Genomic DNA, 19,807 nt, shown 5'->3' with positions numbered 1-19,807 from the left:
CCTCGTAAACAAGGTCGCGGACGACCACGGGCAGATGACCGGAAAACCATCAATGGGATCTTGTACGTGCTAAAAACCGGTTGCACGTGGTCAGATATGCCCTCGCATTACGGTTCCCCCGTTACCTGTTGGCGCCGCTTAAACCAGTGGTCGGAAGATGGAACCTGGGAGCAGATTTGGCAAGCGCTCCTGCAACAAATGGATGAACAACAAAAACTGGATTGGACCAAAGCCTTTTTAGACGGAAGCTTTGTACCCGCGAAAAAGGGGAGAGAAAATAGGAAAAACCAAGGTTGGTACCGCAAAAGCGAGGTCAACCCCGAAATCGTCCCCATGAGTTGGTTGCAGAGCCATCACTTCCGCCAGCATTTACGGATGGGGAATCAAACCCTCCATTCCAGTGAGAAAGGGTCGAAAGGTGAAAAGGGGTCGTCCGGCTCCGATTGGATTGGCTTATGGTGAACGTTTCGAACGTTGTTTTGCATGGATGGATAACTGCCGCCGCTTACTGGTTCGATATGACTCTTATGTACATATGTATAAAGCTTTCTGTTTTCTAGCACTCATCCTCTGGTCCGTTAATCGAATTTTGAAATAGGTTCTAGTATAGTTCCATATCGTACACCCCTCCCATTGTTTCGGGACAATCCCGTTCCGTCCACTGTTTAAAAATCACTCCTGTTCCACCGGTCGAGGGGGAAAGGAAGAAATCTCGATCACGTCTGGTGGCGGACTCCCTCATCTTCCAGGAGGGGAGCCCAGTCAATCTTGTCCACCAGCAAATGTGCAAACCGCTCAAGATATTGGCGGTCTTCCTCGTCAAACCGCTGCGGGACGGGACTGTCGATGTCCAACACGCCTACGATCCGGTCCGCTACTAGAAGGGGGATCACGATTTCCGATCGGGTGGAGGCGTCACAGGCGATATGACCGGGGAATTGGAGCACATCCGGCACCAGCTGCGTCGCTTTTTCCCGGACAGCGGTTCCGCACACCCCTTTGCTGATCGGGATGCGGATGCAGGCCGGAAGTCCCATAAACGGGCCGAGCACCAGCTCCTCTTTTTTCATCAGATAAAAACCGGCCCAATTAACTTGGTTCAGTGAATGGTATAACAGCGAAGCGGCATTGGCCAGATTGGCCAGCCAGTCCCGCTCTCCTTCCATTAACGATTCCGCTTGCCGCAGCAGGTGTTGATAACGGGTTGCTGGGTCACCTTCTACACGATCAAAGGCAAACATGGCGCCAATCCTCCTTTTCCCCTCATTGTACAGACAAACCGATTCATGGGCAATCGCACCTCCTGTGCCTTCTGACGAGGGACATGGTACAATAATAAAGGTTATTACATAACCCCGACGGTAAAGGAGAGAACTGATGCGCGATCAACGGATAAACAAGCTGGCCCGCCTGCTGGTTCGGCATTCCATGGAAGTGAAGCCCGGAGATAACGTCTTAATCGATGTCTTTGGAGAGAAGACAGAACTGGCCCGAGCGTTAGTGCCGGAAGTGTACCAGACCGGAGGATATCCTTTTATCCAGCTCAACAACCATGCTCTGCTCCGCGCTCAGCTGCTGGATACCGACGAGGAGCACATGAAACGGATGACTGACCTCGATCTGGAACGGATGAAAGCGATGGATTGTTATGTGGCCATCCGTGGCAGTGAAAATATCAACGAGCTGTCGGATGTTCCCCCAGATAAAATGAAGCTGTATTCTGAGCACTATAATGATGTGGTTCATGGGCAGCGGGTAAACCATACTCGCTGGGTGGTGCTCCGTTATCCCAATCCGTCGATGGCCCAACTGGCCAATCAGAGCACCGAAGCCTTTGAAGATTTTTTCTTTGATGTCTGCACCGTAGATTATGAACGGATGGATAAAGCGATGCTTCCCTTGGTTGAACGGATGGAACGGACGAATCAAGTCCGGATCAAGGGGCCGGGTACCGATCTGACTTTTTCCATCAAAGGGATGCCTGCCATTAAGTGCTCCGGCCAGAGCAATATTCCGGACGGGGAAGTGTTTACAGCACCCGTCCGCCACTCGGTCAATGGCGTACTTACTTATAACACTGCCAGCGTTTATCAGGGAACCACCTTTGAAAACATCCGGTTTGAATTTCAGGAAGGAAAAATCGTCCGTGCAACAGCCAATCAGACCGAACGAATCAATCAAATCCTGGATACGGATGAGGGTGCCCGTTTTATCGGAGAATTCAGCTTCGGGGTGAATCCTTATATTCATCATCCGATGAAAGATACCTTGTTTGACGAAAAGATCAACGGCAGTTTCCACTTCACACCGGGACGGGCTTATCAGGAATGTGATAATGGGAACCAGTCCGCCATTCACTGGGACATCGTCAATATCCAACGGGAGGATTACGGCGGGGGCGAGATTTATTTTGACGGCGAGTTGATCCGCAAGGACGGACGTTTTGTCGTTTCCGATCTGGAACCGCTCAACCCCGAAAATTTGAAAGGATAAAAGAGACTGCCGAATGTGGAAGTCCGGCCGGGGTTCGCTATGCGTGGCAAGTCACGCCGCAGGATTTCCAAGCTCTTCTCCAAGGAAGCATGATCCATGTTGGAAGAAGGGGCTTGAGCATTCCTAGGGCCTGTCTGGTCATTCAATCTTCCGTGAGTAGAGTAGAAAGGAGGGGCGGTATGGCTTTTGGTTCGCCTTTGCACTCTCGCCAGGGTCACTGTTGTTCTCTGGTCTCACTATCCGCTTTTTGCAACGAAACGAAGACAGCCATACCGACCCGGGATCTCGCGCTACGGATTGTTCAGACACCCCCTAGTCGGCCAGCCAAAAGAGAGCTGGCGTTTTTTTGCAGGATAGGAAAAGAAGAGCCTCCCCGCGCATAGGGTGTAGAAAAGGCGGGACAAGTCTTTCGTCCCGGTGAAGGAGGGTATCCAAACTGCTTAAGTGGAGGAGCTCACCCTTGCGGATGATCGCAGTCGGCAGTGTCGCCAGCATCCTATTCTCCTTCCTGTTGGGACTGATCCTCACACCCACTGCCGTTCTATGGCAAGAGGGGGATCCGCAAGTGGTTCCCGTCCCCGTTGCGGCATACTGGTTTAATGTTGCCGGGATTACTGTCTGGTTCACCATTCTGGGGGTGATCGCAACTTGTCTGCTGACCGCTCTGATGATGTGGTGGATGCGGGGAAAGGAGAAGGTTTAGTACCCCTCCGACCATTATCGAATGTGTTTATGTGGAGGGAGGCCAGGAAATCCTGCAGCATCGACTCTGCTATGCATAGCGAGACCCGGGTACGAAAGTGCCCGAGGCGAGACTTGTGCTTCCATGAGTGCATAGCGAGACCCGGGTACGAAAGTACCCGAGGCTAGACTTGTGCTTCTATAAGTACATGGAACGAAGACGGACACCAAGCCGGCCGACTTGTCCGCGTAAAGGCCATGAAGAACAGATGGAGTTACCTGATGGGGGACTAGGGATCAGGCCGGAGAAAAAACCCGGCTGACCGTGGAAACGGCTGCCGGGTTTTTTGATGCGAGAAATTCGGGATTAGATGGTTTGACTTTGTTTGCTTCCGGAACGCTCCAACCGCATCTGTTCACGGAAAGAGCGGGTTTCCGAGGCGACGACGCCGGAAAGGAGCAACAGACCCACCAGGTTGGGTGCAGCCATCAGCGCGTTCATGGTATCGGAGATTCCCCACACCAGGCCGATTTTTTGGATGGAACCGATGAAGACGGCGAAGACGAAGATTCCGCGGTAGAGAAAGGTGGCATTGTCCCCGAACAAATAGGTGAAACATTTTTCCCCATAATAGGACCAACCCAAGATGGTGGAGTAGGCAAACAGAATCAGGCCGATGGAGACAATCAGCCCTCCGATCACCGGCAGGGCAGAGTTGAAGGCGGCAACGGTGATTTGAGCGCCTTCCAGGGAGGTGTCGGTGAAGACACCGGACATTACGATTGCCAATCCTGTGATGGTACAGACCACCAGGGTGTCCAGGAAGGTTCCGGTCATGGAGACCAGACCTTGGCGGCCGGGGACGTCCGTCTTGGCCGCCGCGGCTGCGATAGGAGCCGAACCCAGCCCTGCCTCGTTGGAGAAGAGCCCCCGTGCCACTCCCATCTGGATCACCGTTCCGATGGCACCTCCCGCCATCGCCTGTCCGGTAAAGGCATCCGTGAAAATCATGGCGAATGCTGCCGGTACTTCTGTAACATTAAGAAGGATTACGACTAATCCGCCCAGAATATAGAAAACAGCCATAAAAGGAACCAAAAATGATGTGATCCGCCCGATCGACTTGATTCCTCCGAGGATCACAAGAGCGGTAAATACTGCGAGTACAAGCCCGGTGATCCATCCTGGGATGGCGTTGCCCGACACTTCGCCCAAGGCGCTTGCCACGGAGTGGGACTGCACCATGTTGCCGATCCCAAAAGCGGCCATCGACCCGAACAGGGCAAACAGAACAGCCAGCCATTTCATGCCCAATCCCCGCTCAATATAGTACATGGGGCCGCCGGAGATTTCTCCTTTGTCATTGGTGACGCGGTATTTGACCGCCAAGATGGCTTCGGCGTATTTGGTGGCCATGCCGAAGAGGGCCGTCACCCACATCCAGAAGACCGCACCCGGTCCGCCGACGGCAATCGCGGTCGCCACCCCGGCGATATTACCGGTACCGATGGTGGCCGCCAGCGCAGTCATCAAAGATTGGAAGTGGGAAATGTCCCCTTTGGATTTTTGGTCCTGGGATCGGGGGGAGAAAGCGAGCTTTAAACCGTAAGGAAGGGTGTAAAATTGCCAAAAACCCAACCGGATGGTGAGGAAAATTCCGGTTCCCACCAAGAGGACCAGGGTGGGCCATCCCCAGACAAAAGCGTTGACAGCATCGATCAAATTCATTAAAGATTCTTGCAAATGAGTTCACCTCTTTTTTTCTACAAGTTTTTAGAATGCGTTGGTAGTGTATATTCGAGATGGAAGGATCAATCCCCTTTCTCCGCTTTTGTCTATCCATCCTCAATAAGGAGGTGATTTTTTTAAAGATATGAGGGGGATGGACATAGGCGATCATGGTGGAGGATTACGAAACGGAACATTGTGGTATAGAAGGGGTAGCGTCCATATTAGCCAAACGGAGGTGTGACGATGAAAGCCACGGGAATCGTCCGTAAAGTGGACGAGCTGGGGCGGATCGTGTTGCCGGTCGAATTGAGGCGTACCATGGACATTGATGTGAGAGATCCCCTGGAAATATACGTGGATGGGACAAATGTTATCCTAAAGAAGTACAGCCCCTCCTGTCTATTTTGTGGACAGGTGGAGAATGTGGTCTCCTATCGTAATAAAAACGTGTGTGAAGACTGCCTCAAAGAGCTGGCCTCCGCAATCGAACAGGCTTGATTCAAAGTGGGCCTGAACATGTCGGGACGCCATCGATCTCCATTCCTCCACAGGGGTGGAGATCGTTTTTTCGCAAGAGTGACAGGGCCAGAATCATGGCGCTTGTTATAATAAACGAGATTTGTTTTTTTATTATTCCTACCGATGAACGAAAGTGGTGGTATGGTTGAAGAAATGGCCTGAGAAAGCAGTGGTGGACACCCTGGTCGATTTGGTTTGCATCCCTTCTCCCACCGGATACACGGAGAAAGTGGTTCAATATTTGGAGAAACGATTGCAAGCGGCAAGGGATGATATCCAGTTGCGGCGGGATTACAAAGGAGGACTCCTGGTCACTCTTCCCGGGAAAGAGGGGTCTCCCCAACGTTTGTTGACTGCTCATGTGGACACGCTTGGGGGGATGGTAAAGGAGATCAAAGCGGACGGCCGGTTGAGGCTTACCCGGATCGGGGGCTTCACCTGGAACTCTATTGAAGGCGTCTACTGTACCGTACATACACGGAAGGGGCGGGAGGTGACGGGCACGGTGCTGCCCACACACACGTCGGTGCATGTGTACGATGACGCCGCCAAACAGGAGCGGAATCAGGAGAATATGGAGATCCGCCTCGATGTGGCTGTGACCGATGCCGATGATGTGAGTCGGCTAGGCATTGGCGTGGGAGACTTCGTTTCATTTGATCCCAGGGTGGAGACGCTGGAGAGCGGTTATATCAAAGGCCGTCATATGGATGACAAGGCCAGCGCCGCTATTCTGCTGGAATTGATCCTGGATACGGCCTCCAGCGAGGAGTATCTGCCGTGTGTCTCCCATGTTTATTTCAGCACATACGAAGAAGTGGGATTTGGCGCCAATGCGACGATTCCCGCTGGAGTGAAAGAATTTCTGGCGGTGGACATGGGGGCCATCGGGGATGGGCAAAACACGGATGAACACAGTGTTTCCATCTGCGTGAAAGATTCCAGCGGTCCGTACCATTACCACTTTCGCAACCGGTTGGCAGCGTTGGCGGAGGAGGAGGGGCTCCATTATAAACTGGATATCTATCCTCACTACGGGTCGGATGCCAGTGCTGCTGTCCGGGCGGGCCATGATTTGGTCCACGGGCTGATCGGACCCGGGGTGGACGCGTCCCACGCATTTGAACGGACACATAAGGATGCGCTGGAAAACACTTATCGTTTGCTGAAACGTTATATTCACAGCCCGATATGATTAACACACACACCAGGCCGATGGGAGGTCCATGATGTCGCTGCGTGAAGAGCTGGAGGCCGTCCTTTGCGACGGCACTGATGAAGAACGGGAAATCTTGCGCCTGTCCTTGCAGGCGATCCGGCAAAAACGGGAACGGAACAGCGCTTACCCGTCGGGCTTTCTTGGTTTGGCCGGGAAGTTTACGGATTCAAAGAGTTACCGCTTCCGGATTCCGATCACACCCTATATGTTGAACCGGGGTGGATTTGTCCATGGAGGAATCACCGCCACCTTAGTCGATTCGACGATGGGCTCCTTGGTGAACCGTAGTTTGCCGGATGAGCGTTTTGCGGTAACGGCGGAAATGAAGGTTCACTATCTGCAACCGGGACGGGGCGAGGAGCTGATTTCCACCGCTCACCTGTTACAGATGGGTCAAACTTTGGCGGTAACGGAATGCCGGGTGGAAAACGAACAGGGGCGGTTGATCGCTTTGGCTACGGCCACCTTTTCTCTCCAAAAGAAACCCGGATTATAATTGGAAAACCCGGCTCACACGATTGACGTGGAGCCGGGTTTTCACTTGACCTGTCCATGCATTGCACCTTAAAACGGAAAAGCATGCTGACCGCCCCTTGCGTGAAGCCGGAGAACGAGTAAGATGGGCACGAAGGGATTGTCAGCGGATCTCCATCCGCTCGATGTGGCTGATCGGTCGGGTCGGATCCCCTCCATCAGTCAGATACAGCAGGGCGGGCCCGTCGGGACGGATCGGCTTTCCCTCCCGGGCAAATTGGAGTACTGCCGAGCGGGCTTGCTCCAAGGACAACAGGACCGGATTCCCTTCGCGACGGTGAATCACCATTCTGGAGGCATCTTCTTCCGGACGGGCATGTTCTAAGAACGGAGCCAGCTCCATGCCCAGACCGTCGACCCCGGGAAAGCGATCTTGCATGTCAAACCGTCGGTCATCGAATATCCAGATGCTAGGATCTACATTGATTTGGTAAGCCACCTTGCCGGTAATCATAATGACATCGTTCATGTTGACGCTCCTCCCATTTTCCCTTTTCCATTATACAGAAGGAGTCGGAAGAGAAAAATAAAGGAGTCACTGATCATGGATGAGGAGGATGCCCCTGAGGGATGACAATCAGAGGGGATCCGCCGGAAGGAGGATACCGATGCAAGCGTTATTGGATGAATTGGTCGAAAAACACCGGGAGAAGGGGCAGGACGGGAAGTTGGCCGATTACATCCCCCAGCTGGGAGAACAAAACCCCCTCGCTCTCGGTGTGACGGTCCACACGGTGGAAGGGGAGGAGTTTTCCGCTGGTGATTGTCCAGTCGCATTTACGCTTCAAAGCATTTCCAAGGTGTTTACCTTGATTCTGGCCTTAATGGACCATGATGAGGAGGCCGTTTTTGATCGAGTGGGAATGGAACCATCGGGAGATCCGTTTAACTCGATCTACAAATTGGAGGTGGATTCCCCCGGAAAGCCGCTGAATCCGATGATCAATGCCGGAGCTTTGGTTGTCAGTTCGCTGATCCGCGGCAGAACGGTGGATGACCGCTTACAGCGCGTTTTGTCTCTGGTACGCAACATGGCGGATAACCAAGAGATCGATATCGATTCGGCGGTTTATCATTCGGAACGGGCTACGGGTTATCGCAATCGTGCGATGGCTCACTTTCTGAAGGAATATGGCATCATCGACGATGTGGAATCCACTTTGGAGCTTTATTTTCAGCAATGTGCCATTGCAGTCACTTGTGATGATTTGGCACAAATGGGACTCTGTTTGGCCCGTTTAGGGGTGAACGCATCGGGGGAGTCGGTGGTTCCCCGGGAACTGGCCCGCCTGGTGAAAACATTCATGATCACGACCGGGATGTATAATGCATCAGGGGAATTTGCCATCTATGCCGGTATTCCGGCCAAAAGCGGAGTATCCGGTGGAATCATGGCTTCCGTTCCAGAAAAAATGGGAATTGGTGTGTTTGGCCCCGCCTTGGATGAAAAGGGAAACAGCATTGCCGGCGGTGCCCTTCTCAAGGAGTTGAGCCAGACTTTGGACCTATCCATTTTTTAGGAATTCCATCCGGTTGCCGTTAGTCTGTTTTGATTGAAGTGTCGGGACAACGGATTTCTTTGCACTTTAAGCACAAAGGCTCTCAGCCAGCCATCCCGCCCCTCTCTTGTTTGTGCGGAAGATTGAATGACCAGACAGCCTCGTATCTTTCCGCATGTTTACGTGGAGGGAGGCTTGGATTTTCCGGCGGCGTGACTTGCCACGCATGGAGCGAAGACGGAAAACCAAGCCGACCGACTTATTCATGTGAAGGCCAAGTAAAACAGATCGAAGTTACCTGAAGGGGCACTAGCACCAGTCTCGCTTTGGTCACTTCGTTTCCAGGTCTCGCTTTGCAAATAGGCGGGGGTCGTGGTACACTGGGTTTGAATGGAGTTGACCCGTTGGGAAGTACCAACGGTGGATTGGGGGGGTTCTATTGTCTACGCCGACTCAACTCGAATTGACCCAGCGCGCCGAACATTTGCTACGGGAAGACGCCAAGAAGATTGAGCAACTGATCGCGGTCCAGCTGGACAACTTGACGGCGCCCAAATGCCCTCTCTACGAGGAAGTGTTGGACACCCAGATGTTTGGCTTGTCACGGGAGATTGACTTTGCCGTGCGTGCCGGGTTGATCACCCGCGAGCAAGGTCGGGAGATCATCAGTGAATTGGAGCAAAAGTTGGCTCATCTGTATTCGCTGGTCCTCCCTTCTCCGACCCAGGGCTAAACCGATGAAGTCACCACAGACCGACAAGACTCCGCAAGGGGTCTTTTTTTTATTTAACATCCTTGCGCCAGAAGTCTCTCGCTTCTACAAGCGGTGAGATGAATGGCGCGTCAGACGAGGGAGGGGTTTTTTCCCCCTCTCACAAGTCTGACAAGGGTCGTTTAATAAGAACGCCTGTTCCGAACATTCCCCTTGATCTATAATCAACAGTAGAGCAAAAGAATGGCTGGATAGAGAAGGGGAGGTGAAACCATGCTTCGAGCCAAGAAAGTAAATTTTCGTGTATCCCCATCCGATATGGATCGTCTCTTTGCCTGTAACCGTGAATCCGCTCTTGTTTGGAACGAATGTCTGCAATTATCGAAACAACACCATCTCGATAAGGGGAAGTGGATCGCTAAATCCGAATTACAAAAAGCGACCAAAGGACGATTCCATCTTCATAGCCAATCCATTCAGGCCGTTTGTCACAAGTACCTATTTGCCAGAGATGCTGCACACCAAGCGATCCGAAAAGGAGTGAAAACCGCTCGCTATCCCTATAGAAGCAAAAGCCATTACAACACCAAGTGGACAAAAGACGGCTTCAAAATCCATGCAAATGGAAAGATCCAGCTATCCATGGGAATCCATAAAGGGAAACGGGAGAAGCCGATCACGGTCTATACAAAGAATCTCCCACAGGGGACCATCAAGGAAATCGAGCTCTGTTATGATAATAGCTTGTACTTATCGGTTGCCTTTGAAGATGGAAAAGAGAATCAGTCCTATGAAAAGAAACAATCGGCAGGAGTAGATCCGGGGGAAATCCACACCCTTGCTGCTTTTGCGGAAAATGGAGAGGCACTTATCATAACCGGTCGCAAAGTCCGCTCTATTCATTGTCTCCGCAACAAGAAGTTGGCAGAGATTCAGCGATTTCAGTCCCGGTGTAAAAAAGGTTCACGTCAGTGGAAGAAGTATCAAAGGGCCAAACGATATGTGCGGTCTAAATCTGAAAAACAACTGCATGATGCCCTCCATAAAACAACGAAACAGTTTGTCGATTGGTGTGTCAAGCAATCTGTATCCGATGTCCACATAGGAAACCCGAAAGGCGTACAGCGGAAGACGAGAAAGAAAAAGAAGGCGACTCGCAAACAAGCCCAGCGGCTATCCAATTGGTCATTCGGAAAGGTAAAGAAATACCTACAATACAAATTAGCCGTGAGGGGAATCCATCTGCATGAAGCCGATGAATCCTATACCAGTCAGACATGTCCTGTCTGCAAGAAGAGAAAGAAAGTCTCTTCTAGAAACTACCGTTGTTCCTGCGGGTATCAAGAGCATCGCGATCTCCATGGAGCGAGAAATATTTTAGCTAAATCCCTCCATGGAGAGATTCTGCATCTCGATGTTCCCACGAAACAAACGTATCTACGGATCGCCTGAGCGAGAAGTAGTAGATGGTCTGTTCCGACCCGGGTACGATTCGTGCCTGTTGCTTACTTAGGAATCCAAAAGGGCTTTCCGAATCGGTTCGATTCGAGTATGGAAGGCAAACCCTTCGATGCGTGAGAGCTTTTTGGTTCCGATGGTAAGAAACTCCCACTTCTTAGCGTTAGCGCAAGTGGGAGAGGTTCATGGATTTTTAGTCTTCCCATTCAGGAGAATAAATGCCGCAGGTGTCCTCCAAAAAGCGGAGAAGATCAGGAGAGAGGTGTCTGTCATTGGGTCGCAATAATACAATCGGGAATTGGTGATTAAAACCGGACAGACGAACCCGGTGTAAGTCCCGGTCCATTTCATCATCCCGACTGAGCCGGGGGATCAGAGCGATTCCCAGTCCAAAACGGACAGCCCGTTTCACTTCTTCTACGCTGGAGAGCTCGATCACCGTTTCCGGGTGGATTTTTTTCACCGAGAGCAACCAGTCCAACCATTGCCGTTCCGGATTTTCCGGAGTCAGGGAGATCATTGGCATTCCTGTCAGTTCCGCGACGGGAAGATGTTCTCGCTGTGCCAAGGGGTGGCTTTTTGGCGTAATCAGGATGAAGTGGTCGTACATCAACACTTGGCTGACCAAGTCTGGATCGGTTTGAGATCCATAGACGATTCCGGCATCCAGGCGTCCACTGTGCAATCCGTCCACGATTTCCACGACTGGCAGGGTGTGGACAGAAACCCGGATATCGGATCGGACTCCGTTGAAATAACGCGATAATCTCGGCAATACGGTGAGGGCTGCGCCCGAAGAGGCTCCGACCGTGATGGATAAGGGCAAGGAGGATTGGCTGTCCCGCACCGCCCGCTTACCGGTCTCAGCCAAAGCCAGAATCTGACGAGCGTGGGGGAGAAATGCGTGGCCGGCAGAGGTGAGTGAGACGGGTTGGCGATGAAACAAAAGGGTTCCCAGACTCTCTTCCAGGCTGCGGATTTGAGCGCTGACTGCCGGCTGCGTCAAGTTGAGTCGGCGGGCAGCCTCTCGGAAGCGGTTGGTTTTCGCCACCTCCAAAAATGTGATCAGCTGATTGATATGCATAAAAACCATCCTCGATAATAAAAGATATTTATCAATCATATTATAAAGATAAATTAGATTTTTCAAAAGGAGGAGCGTAAGATAGAGGGGAAAGGAGTGATGGGGATGGCAGGACTGGAAGGAGTCCCGGTGGCGGATACACACTTATCCATGGTGGACGGACAACGGGGTCATCTCATTTACCGTGGACAATGGGCCGACAAGCTGGCCCATAGCCATTCTTTTGAAGAAGTGACTCATCTTCTGTGGGTTGGTCGGTTGCCTGAACATAGAGAGTCGGAGAGATGGTGCCGTGACTGGACGGGGAAACGGGCGCTTCCCGCCTCGACGGTCCGCATCTTGGATTCTTTAGGAACGGAACAGGGGATGATGGAGAGTTTGCGAACCGGGGTATCGTCCCTACCATGGGAGGGAAAGACATGGCCGCCGACCCCAGAGGCGCTGGTGGGTATTTTGGCCCGGGTGCCAACGTTGGTGTCACATCGTTGGCATCGGTTGCAGGGGACGGATCCGATTCCACCCCGGGAAGATTTGACCCATGCCGCCAACTACCTTTACATGTTAACTGGAAAGGAACCGTCCGCGGCTCATGTACAGGCTTTGGATGCGTATTGGGTTCTGACGGCGGAACATGGGTTAAACGCATCCACCTTTGCCGCCAGAGTAGTCACGTCCACTCAATCTGACGGATTGAGTGGGTTGGTTGCGGCGATCGGGGCGCTGAAGGGTCCTCTCCACGGTGGGGCTCCCTCGGAAGTGGAAGGGATGTTAGAGCAAATCGGGGACTCCAATCGTGCTGCCGCTTGGATTGAACGGCGCTTGCGAAGGGGGGAGCGGCTGATGGGCTTTGGACATCGGATTTACCGAACACGGGATCCACGGGCGGAAAGCTTGCGGGTAGTGGCTCAGCGGTTGGCTTCGGAGGAGCCGTGGTTTAGACTGGCCCTTCAGGTGGAAGAGGAGGCCTTGCGCCAGTTGCGGCAGTGGAAGCCGCATCGTGAACTGCACACCAATGTGGAATTTTACGCTGCCGTGGTGTTAAAGGCGATCGGACTGCCACGGGAGCTGTACACCCCGACTTTCACTGTGGCACGCACAGCGGGATGGTGTGCCCATATATTGGAGCAAGCGGAAAACAATCGAATCATTCGTCCTCAATCGCGCTATATCGGATCGTTTCCGGATTAAAGAGGGAGTCTCGATCCGTAAAACGGGCTCATGGCCAGCCAAATTCGGCTGGTCATTTTGGTATGTATATGGGTGACTTTCCCTCCCGGACTTCCAGACCATGAACAGGAAAGAAGCGTTCCGATGTAGAATTGATTAAGTATTTCGAGCTCCTATCTTCTTTACTTTATTGATATATTTGTGGTGGGACGTTTGTTTAAGTTGATTACAGGAGGATGTTTTAACCATGAGAACAGATAGATCGATCGCCATATGGATTGACCTGGAAAATGTGTATTATGGACTGAAGAAATATCATATGGATCCGGATCATCCCGAACCGCAACACAATCTATTTTTACGCCTGCAGGAGCATTATGGAAAAAAATCGATTCGAATGATGGAAGTTTATGCCGACTTTGAACAATTGAATATGTCGCTTCATCAGCTGCAGAAAAAACACGTTCATCTTCATCAGGTCCACGGAAACGGCCGTGGAGGGGATGAGCGGAAAAATGCTGCTGACATCCAGCTTTGCCTCGATGTGATGGATGTCTTGCATACCGTCCCGGAGGTGGATACCTTTGTAATCGTCAGCGCGGATCAGGATATGATTCCGCTGATGGACCGGTTGTGGACCAGGGGGAAGCGAGTGGAACTTTTTTGTCTAAAAGATGAAAGCCTTTCCAAAACCGCCCAAATGGAAGCGTTTTGTGATGTCTCTCATAACCTGTTTCAATTTTTGAATATTCCCCAGTTCCAAAATCTATCCCAGATGGATCGTTTATTGCAGGATGCCATCATTCAGATCTATGAATGGTATGAGGATCCAAACAACTCGGATAAAAGTTATGGCAGTTCGTGGATCAAAAAGGACCTCCAGCGCAAGCTCAACTTATCGGAAGCGGAGGCCAATCAGCTGTTCGCTAAAATGGTACAGGGAAAATACCTTCAACCCCACGAAATAACCGTGGATGGAAACACATACTATGGATACCACGTCAACCTGGAGCATCCTCAGGTGCGGACCGTGATCCGGATCGCGGGTTACCGGGTCAGCTGAAAAACGCGTCAGGGTCACTTCGTTCCCAGGTCTCGCTACACACGCGGATGTGTCGGAACAGTCTGTATGGCGGGACTCCGAGTCGGTATGGCTTTTGGTTCGCCTTTGCACTCACAGAGCACAAGTCTCGCCAAGATCACTTCGTTTCCAGGTCTCGCTTTGGCGTGGTGGTGGGAAATGCTATAATAAAAGGGATCAAAATGGTGGTTGGCGCGGAGGTTCCGCGCTTCGAACGGCTATTCAGGCAAGGGGGCATACTCGATGAACGAACACGGTTCTGAAGGGGCAATCCGCATTGCTGACGATGTGGTGGCTGTCATCGCCGGATTGGCTGCCACTAAAACCGAAGGAATTGCCAGCATGTCTGGTGGCATCACTGAAGGATGGGCCAAACGGGTTAGCGGTAGACACGTCACCCGCGGCGTATCGGTGGAAGTAGGGCAGGTGGAAACGGCCATCGACCTGCGTGTGATTGTCCATTATGGGGTGAAAATCAACGAGGTCTCCCGGACGTTGCAGCAGAATGTGAAAGAAGCGGTGGAAACCATGACCGGTCTGCAGGTGGTGGAAGTGAACGTGAAGGTAGAGGGAGTAGAGATCAAGGAAGAGGAGTCCAAGACCGAACGGGCGAAATGATCATTCTCCCCCGATTGAACAGGGAAAGACTGCTGATGGCTCGGTCAGCAGTCTTTCTCGTATGTGGGACCCTCCGTGATTGAATTAACCCAGCTCTTTCTTGATGTGTTGGATGGTTTCTTGGATGGTGTTTTCGAGTTCTTCCGGAATCTCGGTGTTCCCATCCAAACCGTGGGGGAAGATGTGACGCAAAAAAACGGGATTTTCCAGCTCAATCGTCGCCTTGGGGTCTTCCAGTACGCCTTTTACCACATGACTCTGCACGCGCAGATAATAATCGGAATCTTTTCCTTCCAGCTTTAGATCAAAGCTGGCTTTGTTGTAATCCCAGGCTCCGCCCCGTGCGAAGCCGACTTGTTCCATAACACGCTCCACGTGGCCGAATTCGCCGGTAATCCCCTTCAGTCCAGCGTCAGTCAATTCCATGATGATGGCTCCTCCTTTTGTGCCGATTCCGGTTGGATTCGTTTCCATCATAGTATGTTCCGTCACGGGGTGCAAGCAGACGGGCGTGACAGTTTGCGCAAAGTTGTTTCGGGTCTGGTAAGATAGAAGAAAGGGAGGAGACGAATCCATGCAAGAAGAATGGCGCAAGCGGATTGAAGCCATGTTCCCGCAGATGGTGCGCTGGAGACGGGATTTTCACCAGTATCCCGAGCTTTCCTTTCAGGAGGAGCGAACGTCAAAGCGGGTGGCGGAATGGCTGGAGCATTGCGGTCTCCAGGTTCGAACCGGTGTGGGAGGAAACGGGGTAGTCGGGGTGCTGGAGGGATCATCCGGTCCGACCATCGCTTTGCGGGCGGATATGGATGCCTTGGCGATCCAGGATCAAAAGTCATGTGAGTACCATTCCCGTGTTCCCGGTGTCATGCACGCCTGTGGTCATGATGCCCACACTGCTACCTTGATGGGGGTGGCCTCCTTGTTGGCTTCGAGGCGGCAAGAGATTCCGGGGAAGGTCGTTTTCATCTTTCAGCATGCGGAAGAACAGATTCCCGGCGGTGCCGCCCAGATGATCGCAGATGGCGTCCTGGATGGGGTGGACGCCATTTACGGAGTGCACTTGTGGACTCCTCTCCCTTGTGGAGTGGTGGGCCTGCGGCAAGGCCCCCTGATGGCGGCAGCGGACTCCTTTACGATTGAAGTGATCGGTAAAGGGGGACACGGGGGACTTCCCCATGAAACGGTGGACGCAGTAACCATCGCCTCCCACCTGGTCGTCAATCTGCAGACGATTATCAGTCGTCAGGTGGATCCGTTGAAGTCGGGAGTCATCTCCGTCGGCCGGATTCAGGGGGGGCGAGCGTTTAATGTGATTGCTGAGCGTTGTGAACTGGAGGGAACCGTCCGCACTTTTGATCCGCAGTTGCGCCGTTGGGTCCATGAACGGATTGAGGAAGTGGCGGTCCAGACATGCCGGATGTTCGGCGCCGACTGCCGGGTGGAATCTGGTTTCGGCTATCCCACTCTGGTGAATGACCGTACGGAAGCGCATCGGTTGGCCCAAGTGGCACGCGAGATGTTGGGTAATGAACAGGTTTGGGAAATTCCAGAGATGATGGCGGGGGAAGACTTCGCCTACTACCTGCAAAAAATACCGGGTGCATTCTGCTTCGTAGGTGCAGGCAATCCGGAAGAGGGAATCCACCATCCGCACCACCATCCCCTATTCGATCTGGATGAACGGTCGATGATCGTTTCGGCCGAACTCCTCATCCGCGGTGCCTTGGCCTATTTAAACGCCGATCGGGATCAGGCAGCGGTCTGAATGATTGTTACTTAAAAAAACAGCGGCTGAACACCAAGTTCAGCCGCTGTTTTCGTTCCCCTATGCAGTTATGTCCCGCTTCAGGAAGCTGATCCACGAAACGGCTTGAAACAGGATGAAATGAATGGCCAAGATCGTCAGCGAAAATCCGAGGGTCATTCCGGAGACCAGGGGATTGCCATCAAAGTAGACGGAGAGTTCCGTGTTGGCGAACAGGATGTATTTGACCCAATCATGCCCCAACTGGGACAAGATATACGTGGCCTGGGTGCCTGCGAACATCAGGAAGATCGACAGGCCGATGGCCAAGGAGCTGGAACGGAAAACGGTGGAAATCATAAAAGCGAAGGTGACCATCATCAACAGTTTGACGCTGGCAAAGCCGAACAGGCCGAGAATGTGAAGAAGCATGTTTCGTTCAACGACCTGGCCGTTTTCATAAGCCAGATGGGGAGTGGACACCTCTCCCAGCCCAAACAAGATTCCGCCCGCAGCAAAGGAGGTGACAAACAACAAGATCAACAGGGCCAGTGCGTACAGAAACGTGGCTGCGTATTTGGACAGTAGAACCTTGCTTCTGCTGACGGCACGGATGAGCAGGAGTTTAATCGTTCCCCAGGAGAATTCCCCGGCGACACTGGTGGCAGCAACGATGATGGTAAACAGGGTGATGAGAGAAGTAAGCTCAATCGCATCAATGACAAAGCCCCATACCGTCTGGTCGGCAGGTGGAATGTTTTCATCCAGCCGGTGTTGGTTAATGGCTATTTCTTTTTCCAATTGGGACCGGTAAAAACCAGCGACCTCCGGACTTTTCAGGATTTCACGGTTTTCCTGGTTGACCTGCGCAAGATTTTCCTTCCAGTCTTCTCCCGGGGTTTCTGCCGGTTGGTTGAAATGGGACACCACCGCAAATCCGATCACAGCCAGCATCAGTAATCCTGCCATCACCCAGGTACCGATACGGGAGATGATTTTCATGTTTTCATTTTGGATCAATCCGACAAACTTAAGCAATGTGGCTTCCCCCCGTCACTTCCAGGAATTTGTCTTCCAGTGATTTGGATGTGGGTTCAATGGCATAGACGAGGATTCCGGCTTCCACCAACCGAATATTCAGCTCTGGAATCTGCGCTCGGTCCAGGGTGATTTCCATGCCGCGGGAGGTGGTTACCGGTTCCTCTCCGGTAAAGGATTGAATCACTTCCACCGCCCGCTCCACCGGGTCCAATGTCCAGATGGATGTTTGGCGGATGTCTTCGTCTTGTGCCCCCACGAACTCTTCCACCGGCTTGACATCGATCAGCCGACCATTTTGGATGATCCCGATCCGATCGCACATCAGTTCCATCTCCGACAGGAGGTGACTGGAAACCATCACCGAAAGGCCTTCTTCGCGGGCCAGTCGACGCAAGTGGTCTCGGATCTCTCGGATGCCGGAAGGATCCAGTCCGTTAGTCGGTTCGTCCAGGATCAGGATGCGGGGGGAATGGAGGAGGGCCTGGGCCAGACCCAGCCGCTGACGCATTCCCAGGGAATAGGTTTTCACCTTATCGTGGATGCGGTGTTCCAATCCGACCAGCCTTACCACTTCGTCGATCCGTTTCCGACCCACACCGTCACACATGCGGGCATAGTGAAGCAAGTTGCGGTATCCGCTTAGAAATTTGTACAGCTCGGGATTTTCCACGATACCGCCTACCTGACGGATCGCCCCTTCAAAATCCCTTTTCAGGGAAGAGCCCATGATTGTCACTTCTCCCTCGCTGATGGACATCAATCCCACCAGCATCCGGATTGTGGTCGTTTTTCCGGCACCGTTGGGTCCCAGAAAGCCAAATACCTCTCCCGGATAAAGATCGAGACTGACACCATCCACAATCGTTTTCTTTCCGATGCGTTTCGTCAGGTTTCGCATGCTCAACACGGGTTCTTGGCTCATAACCGTGCCTCCTTTTTGTGAGTGGCCCCGGCATACACCTGGCTCATCCATTCGCCGATACTCCGATGTTCCTGGGCCCTCAGTTCCTCCACTTCGATTTCTTTGATGATTTCACCGTCCCGTACCGCCACCAGCCAGTCCAGCAAGGGTTCCACTTCATTCACTTCATGAGTGGTGATGACGACGGTCTGCTTTTCCAGGTCGACAAAGGTAATCAAGCCTTTGATGATGGAGTCGCGCACCATCGGGTCCAAGCCGGAGAGAGGTTCGTCCATCAGGATCAAGGGGGCATTTCTCGATAAGGTTTGGATCAATTTGACGCGCCCCCGGTTGCCCTTGGATAAGTTTTTTATCTTTTGGTCCGGGTCTAAACGCATAAAGTCCACCATTTTTTGTGCCCGCTCCCAATCGAAATCGTCGAATTGACTGGCGCTAAATGCCAACATTTCTCGGACCGTGAAGAACGGATAGTAGGTCTCTTCTTCCGATAAGTAAGCTACTTGGGATGCGATTCGCCGATTGACCGGCTGTCCGTTCCAGGTAACTTGTCCTCGTGTGGGACGGACGAGGCCTGCCATCAATTTCAATAAGGTGGATTTTCCGCTTCCGTTTTCCCCCACTACACCGATGATGGAACCTTCCGGCAGGGTGAGGTTCACATCCATCAAGGCCGTCTTGCGCAGGTATTGTTTCGTTACCCCTTCCAGTTTCATCATTTCAATTCTCCCCTCCCGCTTCTTCATTCAGATAATGCAGCAATCCGTCCACCATCTCCCGAGGGCTAAATCCCATTTCCTGCATCGCTTCCACGAATTGTCCAATCTGCCTGTTGCGTAATTCGTTTCGCAAGTTTTCCAGCTTCTCCTTGTCTTCGGTGATAAACGTTCCTTGACCACGCCGGGTTTCCACAATTCCCACCCTTTCCAATTCACTGTAGGTCCGTTGCACCGTATTGGGATTGACTTGCGATTCCACCGCCATCTCCCGGACGGATGGGAGTTTGTCTCCCGGGTTTCGCTCCCGGCGCAGAATTTGCCGTTGAATGCGTTCCACCAGCTGAAGATAGATGGGGAGAGAGGCGTTATATTCATTTTTTCTCACGGTTTCACACCTCCCGCTGTCTTTTTCGCTAACCAAAGCGGACAGGACATAGACTGCGAGTATGGATAAAATAGCCCCAGGCGATCATAAACGAAATGACACGGGCAAAGGGGATGAACCAGGTCCATTTCCCTACAAACAAGCCGATCCAGCGATGAAGGGACTAAAAGAAATGGACCAAGATTCCAAGCGATACCGA

The 19,807-nt window shown here is 52.3% G+C and carries 22 protein-coding genes; 13 read left to right on the top strand and 9 right to left on the bottom strand.

What is annotated here, in order from left to right; all coding sequences use genetic code 11:
• Positions 1-462: transposase (locus tag JOE21_RS06370; RefSeq protein ID WP_309863780.1), on the top strand; the 462-nt coding region annotated here is incomplete at its 5' end.
• 254 nt (positions 463-716) lie between these two features.
• Here the strand turns inward: JOE21_RS06370 and msrC are convergent.
• Positions 717-1,241: a free L-methionine (R)-S-oxide reductase MsrC gene (gene msrC, locus JOE21_RS06365; RefSeq protein WP_309863778.1), complete on the bottom strand. Its 525-nt coding sequence runs from the start codon at positions 1,239-1,241 to the stop codon at positions 717-719.
• A gap of 136 nt (positions 1,242-1,377) precedes the next feature.
• On the opposite strand from msrC, the gene JOE21_RS06360 reads away from it, so the two are divergent.
• Together JOE21_RS06360 and JOE21_RS06355 are read left to right on the top strand one after the other, a co-directional pair.
• A complete protein-coding gene (locus JOE21_RS06360; protein WP_309863775.1) occupies positions 1,378-2,493 on the top strand; it encodes an aminopeptidase in 1,116 nt (371 codons plus the stop codon).
• Between the two features lie 460 nt (positions 2,494-2,953).
• The gene (locus tag JOE21_RS06355) at positions 2,954-3,196 is read left to right on the top strand and encodes a hypothetical protein (protein ID WP_309863772.1); all 243 of its coding nucleotides are present in this window, start codon (positions 2,954-2,956) and stop codon (positions 3,194-3,196) included.
• 345 nt (positions 3,197-3,541) lie between these two features.
• On the opposite strand, the gene JOE21_RS06350 is transcribed toward JOE21_RS06355, so the two are convergent.
• Positions 3,542-4,903, bottom strand: coding sequence for an alanine/glycine:cation symporter family protein (locus JOE21_RS06350; protein WP_309863866.1), 1,362 nt, complete (start codon positions 4,901-4,903; stop codon positions 3,542-3,544).
• Between the two features lie 246 nt (positions 4,904-5,149).
• Between JOE21_RS06350 and JOE21_RS06345 the strand changes: the two genes are divergently transcribed.
• The 3 genes from JOE21_RS06345 to JOE21_RS06335 all read left to right on the top strand — a co-directional run bounded on the left by JOE21_RS06345 (position 5,150) and on the right by JOE21_RS06335 (position 7,140).
• Positions 5,150-5,404: an AbrB/MazE/SpoVT family DNA-binding domain-containing protein gene (locus JOE21_RS06345; RefSeq protein ID WP_309863771.1), complete on the top strand. Its 255-nt coding sequence runs from the start codon at positions 5,150-5,152 to the stop codon at positions 5,402-5,404.
• 166 nt (positions 5,405-5,570) lie between these two features.
• Positions 5,571-6,620: a M42 family metallopeptidase gene (locus JOE21_RS06340; protein WP_309863768.1), complete on the top strand. Its 1,050-nt coding sequence runs from the start codon at positions 5,571-5,573 to the stop codon at positions 6,618-6,620.
• 34 nt (positions 6,621-6,654) lie between these two features.
• On the top strand, positions 6,655-7,140 hold the full coding sequence (locus JOE21_RS06335) for a PaaI family thioesterase (RefSeq protein ID WP_309863766.1): 486 nt from the start codon (positions 6,655-6,657) through the stop codon (positions 7,138-7,140).
• Positions 7,141-7,281: 141 nt separating this feature from the next.
• On the opposite strand, the gene JOE21_RS06330 is transcribed toward JOE21_RS06335, so the two are convergent.
• A complete protein-coding gene (locus tag JOE21_RS06330; RefSeq protein ID WP_309863765.1) occupies positions 7,282-7,647 on the bottom strand; it encodes a hypothetical protein in 366 nt (121 codons plus the stop codon).
• A 139-nt stretch (positions 7,648-7,786) separates the two neighbouring features.
• Here JOE21_RS06330 and glsA point away from each other — a divergent pair, with 139 nt between their 5' ends.
• The 3 genes from glsA (at position 7,787) to JOE21_RS06315 (ending at position 10,841) form a co-directional block, all read left to right on the top strand.
• Positions 7,787-8,698, top strand: coding sequence for a glutaminase A (gene glsA / locus JOE21_RS06325; RefSeq protein ID WP_309863763.1), 912 nt, complete (start codon positions 7,787-7,789; stop codon positions 8,696-8,698).
• Between the two features lie 418 nt (positions 8,699-9,116).
• A complete protein-coding gene (locus JOE21_RS06320; RefSeq protein ID WP_309863760.1) occupies positions 9,117-9,410 on the top strand; it encodes an Fpa/YlaN family protein in 294 nt (97 codons plus the stop codon).
• 252 nt (positions 9,411-9,662) lie between these two features.
• Positions 9,663-10,841: an RNA-guided endonuclease InsQ/TnpB family protein gene (locus JOE21_RS06315; RefSeq protein WP_309863758.1), complete on the top strand. Its 1,179-nt coding sequence runs from the start codon at positions 9,663-9,665 to the stop codon at positions 10,839-10,841.
• Between the two features lie 199 nt (positions 10,842-11,040).
• Here JOE21_RS06315 and JOE21_RS06310 read toward each other — a convergent pair whose 3' ends face one another.
• Complete coding sequence (locus JOE21_RS06310) at positions 11,041-11,931, bottom strand: LysR family transcriptional regulator (protein WP_309863754.1); 891 nt, start codon at positions 11,929-11,931, stop codon at positions 11,041-11,043.
• A 105-nt stretch (positions 11,932-12,036) separates the two neighbouring features.
• Between JOE21_RS06310 and JOE21_RS06305 the strand changes: the two genes are divergently transcribed.
• The 3 genes from JOE21_RS06305 to JOE21_RS06295 all read left to right on the top strand — a co-directional run bounded on the left by JOE21_RS06305 (position 12,037) and on the right by JOE21_RS06295 (position 14,797).
• Positions 12,037-13,119, top strand: a complete 1,083-nt coding sequence (locus JOE21_RS06305) for a citrate synthase (RefSeq protein ID WP_309863752.1) — start codon at positions 12,037-12,039, stop codon at positions 13,117-13,119.
• Positions 13,120-13,345: 226 nt separating this feature from the next.
• Positions 13,346-14,161: an NYN domain-containing protein gene (locus JOE21_RS06300; RefSeq protein WP_309863750.1), complete on the top strand. Its 816-nt coding sequence runs from the start codon at positions 13,346-13,348 to the stop codon at positions 14,159-14,161.
• A gap of 261 nt (positions 14,162-14,422) precedes the next feature.
• Positions 14,423-14,797 carry an Asp23/Gls24 family envelope stress response protein gene (locus JOE21_RS06295; RefSeq protein ID WP_309863748.1) on the top strand — a complete coding sequence of 125 codons (375 nt, stop codon included), beginning with the start codon at positions 14,423-14,425 and terminating at the stop codon, positions 14,795-14,797.
• Between the two features lie 84 nt (positions 14,798-14,881).
• On the opposite strand, the gene JOE21_RS06290 is transcribed toward JOE21_RS06295, so the two are convergent.
• On the bottom strand, positions 14,882-15,223 hold the full coding sequence (locus JOE21_RS06290) for a YugN family protein (protein WP_309863746.1): 342 nt from the start codon (positions 15,221-15,223) through the stop codon (positions 14,882-14,884).
• Positions 15,224-15,371: 148 nt separating this feature from the next.
• Between JOE21_RS06290 and JOE21_RS06285 the strand changes: the two genes are divergently transcribed.
• On the top strand, positions 15,372-16,565 hold the full coding sequence (locus JOE21_RS06285; protein WP_309863744.1) for a M20 metallopeptidase family protein: 1,194 nt from the start codon (positions 15,372-15,374) through the stop codon (positions 16,563-16,565).
• A gap of 60 nt (positions 16,566-16,625) precedes the next feature.
• Here JOE21_RS06285 and JOE21_RS06280 read toward each other — a convergent pair whose 3' ends face one another.
• From JOE21_RS06280 to JOE21_RS06265, 4 genes are read right to left on the bottom strand one after another with little or no spacing between them, the layout of a single operon-like run.
• On the bottom strand, positions 16,626-17,582 hold the full coding sequence (locus JOE21_RS06280) for an ABC transporter permease (RefSeq protein ID WP_309863742.1): 957 nt from the start codon (positions 17,580-17,582) through the stop codon (positions 16,626-16,628).
• On the bottom strand, positions 17,575-18,507 hold the full coding sequence (locus JOE21_RS06275; protein WP_309863739.1) for an ABC transporter ATP-binding protein: 933 nt from the start codon (positions 18,505-18,507) through the stop codon (positions 17,575-17,577). The genes JOE21_RS06280 and JOE21_RS06275 overlap by 8 nt, the downstream gene beginning before the upstream one ends.
• On the bottom strand, positions 18,504-19,223 hold the full coding sequence (locus JOE21_RS06270) for an ABC transporter ATP-binding protein (protein ID WP_309863738.1): 720 nt from the start codon (positions 19,221-19,223) through the stop codon (positions 18,504-18,506). Before JOE21_RS06270 ends, JOE21_RS06275 begins: the two co-directional genes overlap by 4 nt.
• Before the next feature lies 1 nt (position 19,224).
• Positions 19,225-19,608, bottom strand: a complete 384-nt coding sequence (locus JOE21_RS06265; protein ID WP_309863734.1) for a GntR family transcriptional regulator — start codon at positions 19,606-19,608, stop codon at positions 19,225-19,227.
• Positions 19,609-19,807: the final 199 nt, after the last annotated feature.

The organism is Desmospora profundinema, from assembly GCF_031454155.1.
Classification (GTDB): domain Bacteria; phylum Bacillota; class Bacilli; order Thermoactinomycetales; family DSM-45169; genus Desmospora; species Desmospora profundinema.
Note: the sequence above shows the minus strand (reverse complement) of the source record. Positions and strands in the feature narration are given on the sequence as shown.

Coding starts and splice junctions, on each gene's coding strand:
- msrC (WP_309863778.1), bottom strand. CDS start 1,241: ATGTTTGCCTTTGATCGTGTAGAAGGTGACCCAGCAACCCGTTATCAA.
- JOE21_RS06345 (WP_309863771.1), top strand. CDS start 5,150: ATGAAAGCCACGGGAATCGTCCGTAAAGTGGACGAGCTGGGGCGGATC.
- glsA (WP_309863763.1), top strand. CDS start 7,787: ATGCAAGCGTTATTGGATGAATTGGTCGAAAAACACCGGGAGAAGGGG.
- JOE21_RS06295 (WP_309863748.1), top strand. CDS start 14,423: ATGAACGAACACGGTTCTGAAGGGGCAATCCGCATTGCTGACGATGTG.
- JOE21_RS06360 (WP_309863775.1), top strand. CDS start 1,378: ATGCGCGATCAACGGATAAACAAGCTGGCCCGCCTGCTGGTTCGGCAT.
- JOE21_RS06300 (WP_309863750.1), top strand. CDS start 13,346: ATGAGAACAGATAGATCGATCGCCATATGGATTGACCTGGAAAATGTG.
- JOE21_RS06330 (WP_309863765.1), bottom strand. CDS start 7,647: ATGAACGATGTCATTATGATTACCGGCAAGGTGGCTTACCAAATCAAT.
- JOE21_RS06290 (WP_309863746.1), bottom strand. CDS start 15,223: ATGGAATTGACTGACGCTGGACTGAAGGGGATTACCGGCGAATTCGGC.
- JOE21_RS06350 (WP_309863866.1), bottom strand. CDS start 4,903: ATGAATTTGATCGATGCTGTCAACGCTTTTGTCTGGGGATGGCCCACC.
- JOE21_RS06275 (WP_309863739.1), bottom strand. CDS start 18,507: ATGAGCCAAGAACCCGTGTTGAGCATGCGAAACCTGACGAAACGCATC.
- JOE21_RS06270 (WP_309863738.1), bottom strand. CDS start 19,223: ATGATGAAACTGGAAGGGGTAACGAAACAATACCTGCGCAAGACGGCC.
- JOE21_RS06315 (WP_309863758.1), top strand. CDS start 9,663: ATGCTTCGAGCCAAGAAAGTAAATTTTCGTGTATCCCCATCCGATATG.
- JOE21_RS06285 (WP_309863744.1), top strand. CDS start 15,372: ATGCAAGAAGAATGGCGCAAGCGGATTGAAGCCATGTTCCCGCAGATG.
- JOE21_RS06310 (WP_309863754.1), bottom strand. CDS start 11,931: ATGCATATCAATCAGCTGATCACATTTTTGGAGGTGGCGAAAACCAAC.
- JOE21_RS06305 (WP_309863752.1), top strand. CDS start 12,037: ATGGCAGGACTGGAAGGAGTCCCGGTGGCGGATACACACTTATCCATG.
- JOE21_RS06335 (WP_309863766.1), top strand. CDS start 6,655: ATGTCGCTGCGTGAAGAGCTGGAGGCCGTCCTTTGCGACGGCACTGAT.